The organism is Hypericibacter terrae (assembly GCF_008728855.1).
GTDB classification, from domain to species: domain Bacteria; phylum Pseudomonadota; class Alphaproteobacteria; order Dongiales; family Dongiaceae; genus Hypericibacter; species Hypericibacter terrae.
The window spans coordinates 48,010-62,810 of sequence record NZ_CP042906.1 but is presented as its reverse complement, the minus strand read 5'-3'; the positions used below and the strand labels follow the sequence as shown (position 1 = coordinate 62,810).

The 14,801-nt window shown below is 66.8% G+C and carries 16 protein-coding genes; 9 read left to right on the top strand and 7 right to left on the bottom strand.

Translation table 11 applies throughout. The features are described from left to right. The first annotated feature begins 99 nt into the window (after positions 1-99). From FRZ44_RS00295 to FRZ44_RS00285, 3 genes are all read left to right on the top strand, one after another. The gene (locus FRZ44_RS00295) at positions 100-1,647 is read left to right on the top strand and encodes a bifunctional aminoglycoside phosphotransferase/ATP-binding protein (RefSeq protein WP_151175302.1); all 1,548 of its coding nucleotides are present in this window, start codon (positions 100-102) and stop codon (positions 1,645-1,647) included. A gap of 94 nt (positions 1,648-1,741) precedes the next feature. Next, positions 1,742-2,101 (top strand): c-type cytochrome, encoded by a 360-nt coding sequence (locus tag FRZ44_RS00290; protein ID WP_191908327.1) that lies wholly within the window; start codon positions 1,742-1,744, stop codon positions 2,099-2,101. A gap of 121 nt (positions 2,102-2,222) precedes the next feature. Continuing rightward, a complete protein-coding gene (locus tag FRZ44_RS00285; RefSeq protein WP_151175300.1) occupies positions 2,223-2,894 on the top strand; it encodes a Fe2+-dependent dioxygenase in 672 nt (223 codons plus the stop codon). A gap of 47 nt (positions 2,895-2,941) precedes the next feature. Here the strand turns inward: FRZ44_RS00285 and FRZ44_RS00280 are convergent, their stop codons facing one another. The 3 genes from FRZ44_RS00280 to FRZ44_RS00270 form a co-directional block, all read right to left on the bottom strand. Further along, the gene (locus FRZ44_RS00280) at positions 2,942-3,169 is read right to left on the bottom strand and encodes a hypothetical protein (RefSeq protein WP_151175299.1); all 228 of its coding nucleotides are present in this window, start codon (positions 3,167-3,169) and stop codon (positions 2,942-2,944) included. A gap of 235 nt (positions 3,170-3,404) precedes the next feature. Next, entirely contained in the window at positions 3,405-3,815 is a 411-nt protein-coding gene (locus FRZ44_RS00275) for an HPF/RaiA family ribosome-associated protein (protein ID WP_151175298.1), read from the bottom strand. 252 nt (positions 3,816-4,067) lie between these two features. Next, the gene (locus tag FRZ44_RS00270) at positions 4,068-5,030 is read right to left on the bottom strand and encodes a hypothetical protein (protein ID WP_151175297.1); all 963 of its coding nucleotides are present in this window, start codon (positions 5,028-5,030) and stop codon (positions 4,068-4,070) included. Positions 5,031-5,200: 170 nt separating this feature from the next. Between FRZ44_RS00270 and FRZ44_RS00265 the strand changes: the two genes are divergently transcribed. Beyond that, positions 5,201-5,872 (top strand): phosphoribosyltransferase, encoded by a 672-nt coding sequence (locus FRZ44_RS00265; RefSeq protein WP_151175296.1) that lies wholly within the window; start codon positions 5,201-5,203, stop codon positions 5,870-5,872. On the opposite strand, the gene FRZ44_RS00260 is transcribed toward FRZ44_RS00265, so the two are convergent. Further along, entirely contained in the window at positions 5,869-6,303 is a 435-nt protein-coding gene (locus tag FRZ44_RS00260) for an MmcB family DNA repair protein (protein ID WP_151175295.1), read from the bottom strand. The two genes, FRZ44_RS00265 and FRZ44_RS00260, sit on opposite strands and share 4 nt — an antisense overlap. A 535-nt stretch (positions 6,304-6,838) precedes the next feature. On the opposite strand from FRZ44_RS00260, the gene mtgA reads away from it, so the two are divergent. From mtgA to FRZ44_RS00235, 5 genes are all read left to right on the top strand, one after another. Continuing rightward, entirely contained in the window at positions 6,839-7,573 is a 735-nt protein-coding gene (gene mtgA, locus FRZ44_RS00255) for a monofunctional biosynthetic peptidoglycan transglycosylase (protein WP_225308473.1), read from the top strand. A 97-nt stretch (positions 7,574-7,670) separates the two neighbouring features. Next, the gene (locus FRZ44_RS00250) at positions 7,671-8,624 is read left to right on the top strand and encodes a bifunctional helix-turn-helix transcriptional regulator/GNAT family N-acetyltransferase (RefSeq protein ID WP_151175293.1); all 954 of its coding nucleotides are present in this window, start codon (positions 7,671-7,673) and stop codon (positions 8,622-8,624) included. Positions 8,625-8,668: 44 nt separating this feature from the next. After that, positions 8,669-9,622: a threonine/serine dehydratase gene (locus FRZ44_RS00245; RefSeq protein ID WP_151175292.1), complete on the top strand. Its 954-nt coding sequence runs from the start codon at positions 8,669-8,671 to the stop codon at positions 9,620-9,622. A 30-nt stretch (positions 9,623-9,652) separates the two neighbouring features. Continuing rightward, entirely contained in the window at positions 9,653-10,222 is a 570-nt protein-coding gene (locus FRZ44_RS00240) for a GNAT family N-acetyltransferase (protein WP_151175291.1), read from the top strand. A 1-nt stretch (position 10,223) separates the two neighbouring features. Further along, entirely contained in the window at positions 10,224-10,637 is a 414-nt protein-coding gene (locus FRZ44_RS00235; RefSeq protein WP_151175290.1) for a thioesterase family protein, read from the top strand. A 13-nt stretch (positions 10,638-10,650) separates the two neighbouring features. Here FRZ44_RS00235 and FRZ44_RS00230 read toward each other — a convergent pair whose 3' ends face one another. The 3 genes from FRZ44_RS00230 to FRZ44_RS00220 all read right to left on the bottom strand — a co-directional run bounded on the left by FRZ44_RS00230 (position 10,651) and on the right by FRZ44_RS00220 (position 14,571). Beyond that, positions 10,651-11,622, bottom strand: a complete 972-nt coding sequence (locus FRZ44_RS00230) for a UDP-glucuronic acid decarboxylase family protein (RefSeq protein ID WP_151175289.1) — start codon at positions 11,620-11,622, stop codon at positions 10,651-10,653. A gap of 133 nt (positions 11,623-11,755) precedes the next feature. Continuing rightward, positions 11,756-12,487 carry a metallophosphoesterase family protein gene (locus FRZ44_RS00225; RefSeq protein WP_151175288.1) on the bottom strand — a complete coding sequence of 244 codons (732 nt, stop codon included), beginning with the start codon at positions 12,485-12,487 and terminating at the stop codon, positions 11,756-11,758. Beyond that, the gene (locus FRZ44_RS00220) at positions 12,460-14,571 is read right to left on the bottom strand and encodes an HD domain-containing phosphohydrolase (protein ID WP_151175287.1); all 2,112 of its coding nucleotides are present in this window, start codon (positions 14,569-14,571) and stop codon (positions 12,460-12,462) included. The genes FRZ44_RS00225 and FRZ44_RS00220 overlap by 28 nt, the downstream gene beginning before the upstream one ends. Positions 14,572-14,801: the final 230 nt, after the last annotated feature.

Here is a 14,801-nt window from a genome sequence, read left to right as displayed (position 1 = left end):
GCTGCGGCGCCTTATCGTCTCGACAAAACCGTGCTTCTGTCCCATTTCAAGAGGGATAGCGGGGCCGGCCGAGCCCGCGCCGCCGAGCGACAGGTGCCGATGCCTGAGCCGCAACAGCCCGTCATCGATTTTCTCGCCGACCCGGCGAGCCATGGCCTGCCGCCGGGCACGCCGATCGAGCGCATCGATACGCATGGCGCCTCGGTGTTCCTCGCGGGCGACCGCGCCTTCAAGCTCAAGCGCGCGATTCGATTCGCCTATCTCGATTTCTCGACGCTGGCGTTGCGCGAGCGGGCCTGCCGCACCGAGCTCGCCGTCAATCGCCGCACCGCGCCCGGGATCTATCTCGGCCTCCACAAGATCACGCGCGGGCCCGACGGCAGGTTCGGATTCGACGGCGATGGCGAGGTCGTGGAGTGGGTCGTCGAGATGGAGCGCTTCGATCAGAGCCTGCTGTTCGACCGGATGGCGGGCGAAGGCCGCCTGACGCCGGCGCTGATGCAGGAATTGACCGACATCGTCTGGGAATTCCACCAATCGCTGGCGCCGGTGAAGACGGCCGACGGCGCCGCGCGCTTCGCCCGCATCATGTCGGGCAATCTGCGGGAGCTGCAACAGGCCGCCGCCGAAGGGGTACTGGCGTCCGCCGCGATCGATCGCGTGAACCGGCGAAGCGAGGAGGCCCTGCGATCCGTCGCCGGCCTGCTCGACCGGCGCGCGGCCGACGGTTTCATCCGCCGCGGCCATGGCGACCTCCATTTGCGGAACATCTGCCTCTGGCAAGGCCGGCCGACCTTGTTCGATGCGATCGAGTTTTCGGAAGAGCTTGCCACCATCGACCGGCTCTACGATCTGGCGTTCCTGCTGATGGATATCGAGCATCGCGGGGCGCGCGATCTGGCGAACCGGGTCTTCAACCGCTATTTCGACCGCGGCGAGACGGAGGAAGGCCGCGCCGCCCTGCCGCTCTTCATGGCCGTGCGCGCCGTCATCCGCGCCCATGTCGCGGCCTCGATCGCGCGCCGCCAGGGCCAGGGCGGCCAGGCCGAGGCCTCGCGCGATCAATCGCGCCGCTATCTCGATCTGGCGCTGCGGCTGCTGGAACCGTCGAAGCCCAGGCTGATCGCGATCGGCGGTCTCTCCGGCACCGGCAAATCGACGCTCGCCTATGGGCTGGCGCCGGCCCTGGATCCGGCCGCCGGCGCCCGTGTCTTGCGCAGCGACGTGATCCGCAAACGACTGAGAGGGGTGGCGCCGGAGACGCGGCTTCCGCCCGACGCCTATGACCGGGCGGTCACGCGGGAGGTCTATGAGAATCTCGCGCGCGATGCCGCCCGGGCGATCGCGGCGGGTTCGGTCGTCATCGCCGACGCCGTCTTCGGCGATCCCGCCGAACGAGATCACATCGAGCAGGTCGCGCGGCGAGCCGCGGTTGGTTTCACGGGGCTGTGGCTGGAGGCCCCGGCAGCGATCCTGGAGGCCCGCGTTCGCGATCGGCGCGGCGATGCCTCCGACGCGGACGCCTTGGTGCTGCGACGGCAGCTCGAGCGATCCGCCGGACCCATGACCTGGCGCATCCTCGGCGCCGCGGGTCCGTTGACCGAAACCGTCGCGGCGGCGCACGAGGCGTTGGCGTCGACACCATGAGGAAGAGCCCGCGCAGCTCTGGACAATGCCGCCCGGGGGGCGCTTTCTTGCATTCCCGCTCTCGCTGTTGGAGGACCCATTGCGCCTAGTTGCCATGACGATCCTGGGAGCGGCCCTGCTCGCCGCCGGTCCCGCCGCAGCCGCGGATTCGGCGCTCGCGAATCGCGGGCTGGCCCTGGCCAAGAGCTATTGCTCCGGTTGCCATCGCGTGAGCGGCGACCAGGCGATTCCGCCGCCGGTGACGGTCGAAACGGAGACGGGTAACACCGACGTGAAGGCACCGAGCTTCTGGCTGGCGGCGCATCAGGAGGGCCGCGACGATGCCTACTTCCGGAAATACATGCATGCCCCCCGAGACCCGATGCCGGAAGAGCCGCTGGAACCAGGCGAGCTCGATGCCATCGTCGCCTACCTGATGTCGCTGCGCGCGCAACCGGCCGGCACCGGCTGGTAGAAGCGCCCGGGAACCTGGCGCGGGCGGACTGGAATTGCGGCGCGCTTCTGTGCCATGAGAGGTTCGACGAACGACGGAACCGGCAGGGAAGCCCCGGCCGCAGCGAAGAGGGACGTTCGAGATGCTGTTCTGGCTGCCGCAGATATTGACGCCGTCCGAGCGCGAACAGATCGTGGGCGTTCTGCGCAGCGGCCAATTCCAGGACGGCAAAGCCTCCGCCGGCAATCTCGGCCGCAATCAGAAGGCCAATGAGGAGCTGGATTTCCGCTTCCCCGCCAAGGCCGAGCTCGATCGCCTGGTGATGGCGGCGCTCGCCCGCAACCAGACGCTCGATGCCGCCGCGCGGCCCAAGACGATCACCCGGCCGGTCTATAGCCGCTATGGCGTGGGCATGCATTACGGCATGCATATGGACAATGCGGTGATGGGCCGGCAGGACCGGATGCGCATCGATCTCTCGATGACGATTTTCCTGTCCGATCCCGACAGCTATGAGGGCGGCGAGCTGTCGCTCGAGACCGAGTTCGGCACGAAGACAGCGAAGCTGCCGGCGGGCGACGCCGTGCTCTACCCGACCATCTATTATCACGAGGTCAAGCCGATCCTGCGCGGCGAGCGGCTGGCGGCGGTCCTCTGGATCCAGAGCCTGGTCAAGGATCCGCACCAGCGCAACCTGCTCTATGAATTGTCGCAAGCGGCCGATACCCGCAACCGCGAAGCGCCCGACGCGCCGGAGACCAAGCAGCTCATCAAGATCCACATGAACCTGTTGCGCATGTGGGCGGAGAACTGAGTCTGCGAAGGGCGGAGCGCGAAGAGGCGGCGGGACCTTCGCGGCCGTCAGGCCTTTGCGCGGTCGCTGCCGGTCGGTCGCGACGGGGTCTCCCGGTTCTCGTTGGCCTCGGTGCCAAGATCGAGGCTGTAGATCAGCATCCGGCCGGCGGCTTCGGTCCGGGAGACGATCGGCTCCTGGGCCAATAAATTCTTCATGACGGCAAGGTCGAGCTCGGCAGGCCGGTCGCTGTCGCGATCCTGCAGAACCAGAGTGATGTGACGCGCATATCGCATGATCGATCGGGTCCGAATCCTTTAAGGAACGGGAAGGCCGCAGGGCATAATCGAATTGCCCAGCTTTGCCAAATAATTAAACCGCCATATGGCGAGCGGGCGCGCGATTGGAAGACCAACCGAACGGCTAGCCGAAGTCCCTACGAATCACAAATTATTCTGCGAGATACGGATCACGCCGTAAAATTCGCCAGCGCCGCAGCGACTTAGGCGCGACCCTCGAACCCTTCGAGCTTCAGGATTCCGGTTCCTCCGCATGGCTGTCGCGCGCGCCGCGCGCATGCGGACTTTTTGCCGCATGAGTTTTGACGCGGCCGTTGATGCGGCGGCGAAACTCGGCGAGCCGGCGCAAGGCCGCATCGAATGCATCGTGGATCGCGACATGCGCGTCCTCATGCGCGTGATCCATCGGCGGGTTGCGATTGATGGGAAGGCTGCCGCGCGGCAGCTCCAGGCGCAGATTGACCGCATAGAGCTTGCCCTGCTGGCGGCGCCGGTTCGGCGCCGAAATCACGACGTGACAGGCGATCAATCGCTCACGTCCGATCTTCATCAGTTTGGAGGCCCGCCGTCGGACTTCGGTCTCCAGGGACGGCGAGGGCTCGAGATTGCGAAAGCTGATCGTGAGCGACGGCGTTTCATCCATCGATACTCTCCCTTCGCGACTGCAACGAACATGGCGCTCGCCGGCTCGGCTGGCGACCGCCTCAGAGGCGGCAGACAGGCGGTGGCATGACCTCCTTGGATCGGTTGCGACAATTCCCCCTATGGATTTGACATGGTAGCGCTTCGGCGCCGCTTCAACAGAGCATTTCAACCCGAGCCGTGCGGGACGATGCCATGGTTAAAAGAAAGCCCGACGGTTTAGGACAGGATTTCGAACCGCGGCCCGGGCCGGCTATTTCACCTGAAAATGCCAGCGCACCGTCAGTTTCAGCGGTCCGCGATAATCCTCCAGCTCGGCGAATTTCACACTGCCGCTACCCTTCTGGTTCGCGAAGGAGCCTTTCAGGGGGATCGCCAGATATTTGAGCGCCGGCTGATAGTCGGAGTCGCTATAGGGCAGAAACTGGATTTGGACCTCTCCGGGCCCGTCCTGCGTGACCTGCGGAATGGTCGGGACGAAGATCGGCGACGTCAGCATCACGCTGATCTTGTCCTGGAGCGTGTCGACCTCGACCGTGGGCGCGCCGCCGGCCGCTGTGTCGTTCGGTCCGATCTTCCCCGCGGCCTTGCGTTCGCGTGTCGAGGTGCAGAGATTGGCGGTCGCGCCGCAGATCGGATCGTAGACCACGTCCTTGCGCCATTCCTCGAACTTGTAGGTGCCGGACAAGGCGTTTGCCGACAGCACGTTCCATTGCTGGAAGCGAGGCGGGTTGGCCTGGTTGTAGCTGTTCGCGGATTGCTGCATCTGCCCCACATCCTTGCTCATCTGCTGCAATTGCGGGTCCTGGGACAGCTTCATCACATAGGCCTCGACGCAGGCTTCATCGTCGCCGCAGGCCTCCACGGCCGCCTGCATCTGGTCCATGAGGGGCGCGTTGTTGGTCATCGCCTGCTGGCTTTGCTGGCCCAGGGCCGTCCCCTGTTCGGTCTGCTGGGCCTGGACTTGCGTATCGACGACGCTGGCCGGCGAGAGCTTGCCGGCGACCAGCTCGAGGCTCATCGTCAGTTGCCGCAGCACGCGCCATTCCGTCGACTGCCCGGCCTCGCCCTTGACCGAGAGTTTGCCCTCGATCGTGTATTCGAGTTCGAGTGTCGCCTTGCGCCCCGCCTCGACCGGCGTCTGTGCGGCCAGCGCCACACCGGACCATAGGACGCCCGCGGCGACGCAAAGCGTCGCGAAACCCACCCTCGGCATCGGCACTCTCCCCTGGCGATAACGGACTCACACCCACTAAGTTAACTTCCCTAGCGTGGCCCTTTGACTCATGTCAACGCATTGACGCCCGATCCGGCGAAGACTGAAACATGGGTGGCGGTCTTTAATCTCATTCTCGACTCCCGATGACGAGGCGACAGAACCCCGACATGGCCTTTGCCAACCGACAGGATGCGGGCCGCCGGCTGGCCTCGGCCCTCGAGCGTTTCCGGGACAAGTCGCCGGTTGTGCTGGCGCTGCCGCGCGGCGGCGTCCCCATCGGCTACGAGATCGCGGTCGCGCTGGGCTGTCCGTTGGACATTGTCCTGGTGCGAAAGCTGGGCGCGCCAGATCAGCCGGAGCTGGCCGCGGGCGCCGTGGTCGACGGCGAACGTCCGGAAATCGTCATCAACGAGGATGTGGCCTCGGCGCTCGATCTGTCGGCCGATTTCTTCGAACGGGCCGCGCGGCGCGAACTGGCCGAGATCGCGCGGCGGCGCGGGCTTTACCTGCCTGGGCGGACCCACCCGGTGCTCGCGGGAAAGACGGTCATCCTCGCCGATGACGGCATCGCCACCGGCGCCACGGCGCGTGCGGCCCTGCGTGCCGTGCGCCGCCAGAAACCGGCGAAGCTCGTGCTCGCGGTACCGGTCGCGCCGCCGGAGACCATCGCCGAACTCGCGCCGGAATGCGACGAAGTCGTCTGCCTGACGCAACCGCTGGATTTCGGCGCCATCGGTTTTTATTACGCCGATTTCCATCAGATGGACGACGCGGAGGTCGTCGCGTTGCTGGAGCGTGCCGCGGCGTTGTCGGGAACGGAGAAGCCACCGAGCCGCTAGATATCCGGGTCGAGCAGGCGGCGCAGCCGGGTGCTGGCGGTGAGCGCGAAACGCAGCAGCAGCGCCTTGCGCCGGCTGGCATTGAGCGAGATGAGGTCGCTCGCCCGCAGGATCTCGGCGCTGTAGGCGTCGGCCACGATCAGCCCGCAGTCCGCCGGCAGGATTTCGCGCGGGAAATCGAGCGCCACCGCGAAATAGAAATAGTCGCAGAACTCGCGATAGTCGGGCCATTTGTCGTCGGTCAGGAAATCGACCGGCGAGCTCTTGACCTCGACGATGACGGTCTCGCCGCGCTCGTTCACGCCGAACACATCCGCGCGCCGCCCGGTGGCGAGCGAGAATTCGATCACGGTGCCGTAGCCCAGATTCTCGAGGAACCGGCTGACGCCGCGTGCCAGCTTGAGCGCGATTTCGGGATCGGAAAGTGCCATGGCTGCCGGGTCCGGACTCTGCCCGAGGGGTCTCGGTATTGTCCACGATGGTGCATTCAGCCCCGCAGAGCGTATGAGGAAATCGAATGATGCCGTAAGAGGGCATCAGAAATACTCTCGCCCCCTCCCCTTGCGGGAGGGGGTAGGGGGAGGGGTGACATAGGCGCGATGACGGCCACACTTACGATTGATCAACGCTCTGAAAGCAGCAGGCTCGGGCTAAGCTGCGGACGGGCGAACACGAGCGGACCGCGCTCGATACTTGCTACCATGACCTCATGCGGCATCACCCCTCCCCCTACCCCCTCCCGCAAGGGGAGGGGGCGCGGAGTTTTTATGCATCGCTCGATTCTTTCACACGCTCGAAAGCGAGGATGACGGTTGGGGGTGGTTCTTCACGCCCTGGGCATGGCCGCCGCGCCGGCCCGCGCTTGCGTGTTGGCAGTCTCGCATGCCGGCCGGTAGATTGCCCCGGGGCCAGCAGGAGTCAGCGGCGGCGGTGGGAGACGGTGACCTTGAAGCGCGAGACGCGGCGGTGACGCCGGAAGCAGGCCCGGCGTCCGCGACGCCGCGCCGACGCCGCTCGCTGCCGGGCCGCCTCTGGCGCTGGTCCTTGCGAATCGCTGCCGGCTTCTTCGCGCTCTCGATCGGGCTCACTGTCATCTACCAGTCGCTGCCGCCGCCGGTCACCATCCTCATGATCGATGGGTTGATCGAAGGGCGCGGCATCCACAAGGACTGGACTTCGATCGAGCGGATCTCACCCGATCTCATCCGCAGCGTCATCGCCGCCGAGGATGCGCATTTCTGCGAGCATCACGGCTTCGACTGGACCTCGATCCAGGCCGCCTGGAACAAGATCGAGGCGGGGTCGAGCCGCCTGCGGGGCGGTTCGACCATCTCCAATCAGACTGCCAAGAACGTGTTTCTCTGGCCGGGCCGCAACTGGGTGCGCAAAGGGCTCGAGGCCTATTTCACGATCCTGATCGAGTTCGTCTGGGGCAAGCAGCGGATCATGGAGGTCTATCTCAACGTCATCGAGTTCGGCCCCGGCATCTACGGCGCTGAGGCCGCCTCGCAGCGCTTCTTCAAGAAGAGCGCGGCCGAGCTCTCGCGCTATCAGGCGGCCCTGCTCGCCTCCGTGCTGCCCAACCCCGATGAGTGGAACGCCGCCAATCCGGGGCCCTATGTGAAGAAGCGCGCCAACACCATCATGACCCGGGCGCTCGATGCGCCCGACGCCGGCGCCGCGGTCTGCCCCGCCAGATGAGTCGGCGCCCGGGCCCGCCTCCGGCGAGGCTCAACAATATAGTTGACGGAGTCAACTATATGCCGAACCATGCGGCGTCCTGAGACGGGAGGTTCCCATGGCGCTGCCGGCCGATCTCGATCGCCGGGTCGAGGCGGTCCGTCGCTTCAACCGCTTCTACACCCGCAAGATCGGCGTGCTGGGCGCGGGGCTGCTGGACAGCCCCTACAGCCTGACCCAGGCCCGTGTCCTCTATGAGCTGGCCCATCGCGAACGGCCGACGGCCTCCGATCTGGTCAGGGATCTGGGTCTCGATCCGGGCTATCTCAGCCGCATCCTGCGAGGCTTCGAGAATGAGGGCCTCCTCGCCCGCGTCGCCTCGGCCGACGATGCGCGCCAGCGCCGGCTCACGCTGACCGCGCTGGGGCGCCGGACTTTTGCCGGCCTGGAGCGAACCACCCGCCAGCAGATCGCGGCGCTGCTCGAGCCCTTGCCGGAGCCGCAGCAGACCCGGCTCGAACGCGCGATGGATCAGATCGAGGGCGTGCTGGGCGGGGACAGCCCCGCCGACGCGGACGGCGCGCCGGCGGAGCCCGGCTACATCCTGCGCCCGCATCGCCCGGGCGACATGGGCTGGGTGGTGCATCGTCACGCCGCGCTCTATGCCGCGGAATATGGCTGGGACGAAAGCTTCGAGGCTCTGGTCGCCGAGATCGCGGCCGGCTTCATCAGGAACTTCCAGCCGGCGCGCGAGCGCTGCTGGATCGCCGAGCGCGACGGCCGGATTCTCGGCTCGATCTTCCTGGTGCGGGAATCCGAAGACGTGGCCAAGCTCCGTCTGCTGCTGGTCGAACCTTCGGCCCGCGGGCTGGGGCTGGGCCAGCGGCTGATCGACGAATGCCTCGCCTTCGCCCGCCGCAGCGGCTACCGCCGGGTGCGGCTCTGGACCAACGCCAACCTCGCCGCGGCCCGGCATCTCTACCGGAAGGCGGGATTCCGCTTGATCGAGTCCGAGCCCCATCGCAGCTTCGGCCATGATCTTGTCAGCGAAACCTGGGAGCTGACCCTGTAAGATCGAAACCTCCCAATGGCGTGACATTCCCTGGCGGATCCCCGATGACGGACAGCTCCAAACTCGCGGTCTCTCGCGAAGAAATCGCAGCGACGGCCCAACTGATCGCGCCCTATATCCGCCGCACGCCGGTGATGAGCGTGGACAGCGGAGATTTCGGGCTCGATGCCGGCGCCCTGCAGCTCAAGCTCGAGCTCCTGCAGCATACCGGCTCCTTCAAGCCGCGCGGCGCCTTCGCCAGCCTGCTGCTGCGCGAGGTTCCGAAGGCGGGCGTCGTGGCGGCCTCGGGCGGCAATCACGGCGCGGCCGTCGCCTATGCCGCGATGAAACGAGGCATCCCCGCCAAGATCTTCGTGCCGCGCGTGGCCTCGCCTTCCAAGATCGAGCGCATCCGCTCCTATGGCGCCGACCTCGTGGTCGGCGGCGAACGCTATGCGGATGCGCTGGCCGAGAGCGAGGCCTGGGTCGCGCGCACCGGCGCGATGCCGATCCATGCCTTCGACCAGCGCGAGACCTTGATGGGCCAGGGCAGCGTGGGGCTCGAGATCGAGGAACAGGCGCCCGCGATCGACACGCTGCTGGTTGCCGTGGGCGGCGGCGGTCTCATCGGCGGCATCGCCGCCTGGTTCGGCGGGAACGTGAAAGTCGTGGGTGTCGAACCCGAAGCGGCGCCGACGCTCTATCGCGCGCTCGAGGCGGGCGAGCCGGTCGATGCGGAAGCCGGCGGCGTCGCCGCCGATTCGCTGGCGCCGCGGCGTGTCGGGCAGTTGATGTTCCCGATCGCCAAGCGCCATGTCGAGAAGGTGGTGCTGGTCTCCGACGAGGCGATCCTGCAGGCGCAAACCGCCCTCTGGCGCATCCTGCGGCTCGCGGCCGAGCCCGGCGGAGCCGCGGCCTTCGCGGCGCTGCTGTCGGGCCGCTACCGGCCGCAAGCGGGCGAGCGCGTCGCGGTGCTGGTCTGCGGCAGCAATCCCGCCAACCTCGATTTCACGAAGTAGCACCTTTCCCCGGACAGGATGCCCGTACGCATGAGCGATATCGCGGTGCGGCCAGCGACGGTCGGCGATGCAGAGGCCATCGCCAGACTCCATGTCGCGGCGTGGCGCGACACCTACCGGGCCCTGGCGCCTGTCGAAGCCTTCCGCAAGCTGGACGAGGCGCATCGTTTCGGCAGATGGACGGCCATGCTCTCGGCGCCGAACCCGCAGCAAGCGGTTCTGCTCGCAACTCGAAGGGACCGGCTCGTCGGCATCGGCGCTGCCGGCGCGCCATGCGAAGCCGCGTTCGGCGACCGGGGCGAGATAAAGTCTCTCTATGTCGACCCCGACTCCAAGCGGCAGGGTATCGGCCGTCGGCTGTTGGCGGCGTTGGCCGAGCATCTGGCCCGCCGGCATTACCGCGGCGCAGCCCTCGGGGTGGTCGCCGGCAACGAGGCGGCGATCGGGTTCTACCAGTCGCTCGGAGGGCGGGTCGCAGGGCATTACACCGATCCCGGGCCGATCTGGCGCTCCGACAATATCGTGCTGCTGTGGGACGACTTGATGCCGCTCATCCACCCGGCGCCAAAAAGGCCCAGCAGCCAGACCGAGGATCGATAGCATGCCCATGCCCCCGATCGGATTACGCCATCGCGAGAGCGTCACAGTCGATGCGAGCCTGACGGTGCCGAGCGTGTCGCCTTCCTTCCGGCATTTCCACGACATGCCGCCGGTCTTCGCCACCGCCTTCATGGTGGGTTTCGTCGAGGAGACCTGCGTGGCGGCCCTCGAAGCCCATCTCGGGCCGGGCCAGCGCACGGTCGGGACCCACGTCGATCTCAGCCATGAAGCGGCCACGCCGATCGGGATGACCGTGACCGTCGAGGTCGAGCTCGTCGAGGTCGAGGGCAAGCGCCTGCGCTTCAAGGTCGAGGCCCGCGACGACAAGGACGTGATCGGCCGCGGCCATCACGAGCGCTTCGTCATCGACGAGGCGAAATTCCTGGCGCGGCTGGAGGTGAAGGCGCGCTCTTGATGGAGCGCTCTTCCTATCGCTGGAAGACGTGGTTGGGCAGCCGCGCCAGGAGCCCGTCGAAATAGGCGATCGTCTTGGTCAGCCCTTCCTTCAGCGGCACCGTCGGTTGCCAGCCCAGCTTCTGTTGCGCCAGCGTGATGTCGGGCCGGCGCTGCTGCGGGTCGTCGGCGGGCAGCGGGTGGAACACCAGCTTCGATTTGGAGCCGGTCTGCTCGATCACCATCTCGGCCAGCTGGCGAATGGTGAACTCGCCGGGATTGCCGAGATTGACCGGCCCGGTGAGCTCGTCGGGCGCCGCCATCAGCCGGATGAAACCCTCGATCAGGTCGTCGACATAACAGAAGGCGCGGGTCTGGCGGCCTTCGCCGAAGATCGTGATCGGCTCGCCGCGCAGCGCCTGGACCACGAAGTTCGAGACCACACGGCCGTCATTGGGATGCATGCGCGGGCCATAGGTGTTGAAGATCCGGGCCACACGGATGCGCAGGTTATGCTGGCGGTGATAATCGAAGAACAGCGTCTCGGCGCAGCGCTTGCCTTCGTCATAGCAGGCGCGCGGGCCGATCGGATTGACGCTGCCGCGATAGCTCTCGGGCTGCGGATGCACCTCGGGATCGCCATAGACCTCACTGGTCGAGGCCTGGAACACCTTGGCCTTGAGGCGCTTGGCCAGGCCCAGCATGTTGATCGCGCCATGGACCGAGGTCTTGGTGGTCTGCACCGGATCATGCTGGTAATGGATCGGCGAGGCCGGGCAGGCGAGATTGTAGATCTCGTCCACCTCGATATAGAGCGGGAAGGTCACGTCGTGACGCATCAGCTCGAAGTTCGGGCTGTCCAGCAGATGCGCGACGTTGTCCTTGGTGCCGGTGAAGAAATTGTCGACGCAGAGCACGTCGGCGCCTTCGCGCAGCAGGCGTTCGCACAGATGCGATCCCAGAAACCCCGCCCCGCCGGTGACGAGAATGCGCTTGCGCAACATCATGATTCCGAAACTCCCTTTACGCCCAATTCATCATTTGTAACAAACCGGCCTTGTCGCCCGGTTAAAACCCGGCGCGGCGGCCCGACTTTGTAGCACTCCCGCCCCCCGCCCGGCGGTGGCAAGGAAGCGGCGGTCAGGTGACGAAAAAGCGCCGCTTCTCGCCTTCCAGCACCAGGCAGGTCAGCCGGCCGGAGGCATAGGCACCGGTATCGATCCCGATCCGGTTGGGCCGACTCTCCGGCTCGGCCGCGATCGAATGGCCATGGACCACGACCTTGCCGTGATCGGCCTCGGAACGCAGGAACTCGCCGCGGATCCACAGCAGATCCTCGCGCCGCTGGTCGCCCAGCGCCGTTCCCGGCCGCACCCCCGCATGGGCGAAGAAATAGTCGCCCTCGCTATGGCTGATCGGCAGTGATTCCAGGAACGCGCGATGACGAGCGGGGAACAGCCGCTCGAACTGGCGGCGCGCCCGGTCGTAGGAATCGAGCGCATCGACCCCGTAGCTCTCGAGCGTCGCGTCGCCGCCATTGGCGAACCAGACCGGACCCGCGCTGTCGTCGACCAGGAAGCGCAGCATCAGTTCTTCGTGATTGCCCAGGAGCGCGATGCGCTTCATGCCGGCCGGCGCCTCGCCGAGCAGCAGATCGAGCACGCCCGCCGAATCCGGGCCCCGATCCACATAGTCGCCGAGGCAGATCAGGAGCGGATCCGCGATCGGATGGCGCTCCAGGTCGGCCGCGATCCGCCGCTGCAGCATGGCGAGGAGGTCGGCGCGACCATGCACGTCGCCGATCGCATAAATGCGCCGGCCGGCGGGAAGGTGCGTCCTCTGGGTCAGCTTGCGCCCGCTCCTTGCACCCATTCGGCGCGGCCGGCCCGGTTGTCCATGTAATTGACCAGGGCCGCGACGGCGCGACGGTCGAACGCCTTGCCGACGTCGTGCATGATCGCATTGATCGCATCGTCCACCGTCAAGGCCGAACGATGGGCGCGCGCGCTCAGCATGCCGACAAAGGCATTGGCGACGGCGATGACGCGCGCGGTGGGCAGGATATCCTCGCCCTTGAGCCCGGCGGGCACGCCGGTGCCGTCCCAGCGCGTCAGCGCCTGGCGCAGCGTCTCCGAGACCGGTCCATCGAACTCGACGCCCTGCAGCAGGTCGCCCGAGGCGAGCATGGCGCGCCGGATCTGCTGGCGCTCATCCTCGGTGAGGTTGGCACCTTTGGTCAGGAGCGCCGGATCGATCAGGATCTTGCCCAGATTCATCAACTGACCGGCCGTCTGCGCGGTCGAGATCTGCACGGGCGTCAGGCCCATCTCGGTCGCGATCTCACGCGCCAGCTTGCCGACCCGCGTGGAATGCTCGGCCGAGAACGGATCGCGGCGATCGACCACGCCGACCAGCGCATTGACGAGCTGGTCCTGCAGCCGTTCACGCCGTTCGCGCTCGCGGAAGGCATCGGTCAGATCCTCATGCGTCACCAGCACGCCCGCGGGTTCGCCGGCGCTGGCGGGTACCGGCACATGGATCGAATGCAGGACGCGGCCCGTCGGCAGCTTGCGGGTCTCCTCGACCGGCTGGTTGGCCTCGAGCGCCTTCTTGTTGAGGGCCTCGATCGGCTCGGCCGCCGCCGGCCCGATCACATTCTCGAGCGGCTTGCCGACCAGATCGTCCGGAGATAGCCCGGTACGGTCGGCCGCCGCCTTGTTGGCGAAGCGATATTTGTTGTCGGCATTGAAGATCGCGATCTCGGTCGGCTGACTGTCGGTGACGAGGCGCAGCAGACGGCGCTGCGATTCGAGCCGTTCGGCCGTGGCGCGGTGGCGCTCGGCGGATTCGGCATAGCGCCGCGAGGAGATGAGCCACCAGGCGGCGAGCAGGGTCACGGCCACGAAGCCCACCGCCAGCAGCAGCATGACCAGCAGGCGCGAGGCGCGGGCGTCGCTGTCGGCCAGCGCTTCCTTGCGTTCGACCTCGTAGATCAGGGCCCAGGGGACGTCGCGGAAGGCACCGCGGGTCGCCGCCAGCACCTCCCTCCCGGCATGGTCGCGCCGCAGCGCGAAACCGCTGGCCGCGACGACGGCGAGGGCCGCGTCGAGCTCGGGGGTGTTCTTGTTGAGCCGCAGGCCCAGGGGCGGCGTGCCATCTTCGAGCGGCGAGATGTACTCGACCGTGTCGTCGCCCACCTTGCGCACCAGCACGTCGCGCGCCGTCTTCATGGTCTCGCCCGGCTGACGCAGCAGCGGGAACAGCTCCTTGGCCACCTGCTTGACGCCGACCACCAGGCCCAGCGCCTGCGAGGTCGTGTCCGCCTGGACGCCATAGACCGGCGCGGCGAAGCCCATGGCCGCTTCGCCCGTGGAATCGATGAAGATATCCATGACGCCCCGGGTGCCGGGCTTGAGGTTGAGAACGAAGTCCTTGAGCGCACCCTCGATCGGCGGCATGCCCGGGGTGGCCACCAGGACCTTGCCGTCCTTGTCCACCAGCGCCATGCCGGCCACGGCCGGCAGCGCCACATTGGCATTGACCTCGGTGGGCTTGGGCGCCGCGAAGCCGTCGCGTTCCGCCGCCACCGTCAGCAGGTTGGTCAGATAGTCGGCCTCGAAGGGCGTCTCGCCGGTATTGTCGCCCCCGTTTTCGTCCGGAGTACCGCCCGTCAGGAGCTGGGCCATATAGAGCTGCAGCGAGGCATTGTTGGCGAGGCTGCTGACATCGTCGAGCTGGCGGGTGATCCAGGCCTCGACGTCCGCCTTGCGGCTGTCGGCGATGATGCTCAGCCGGGTCTGCCAGGCGAGCAGGTCCTGTTGGCGCTGATCCTCAACGAACCGTAAAACCAGGAGCACACCGACGACCGCAACCGCCAGCAGGACGATCAGGCCGATCGCAAGGGTAACCCCCGCCTTGCGTCGCTGCCCGGCGGCTCTCGCTTCGATGTCTGACAAACGGATCTTCTCCTCACATTTGCCCAGGCCGCCCGCCGCCTCGAAGAAGGCGGCGCGAACAATGCAGCAACCCCGCCGGGCGCACTGGAACAAGGGGCCCTGTTGCCCCAGTTCGTAGATCTACAGGTCCAATTTAGCTCCGCCCGGGATAATCAACCAGCCCGGCGCGGACAATTCTTCTGGGGATCGGTAGACTCATAGCAATTAAGCACGCGTTAAGCACGTCCCTT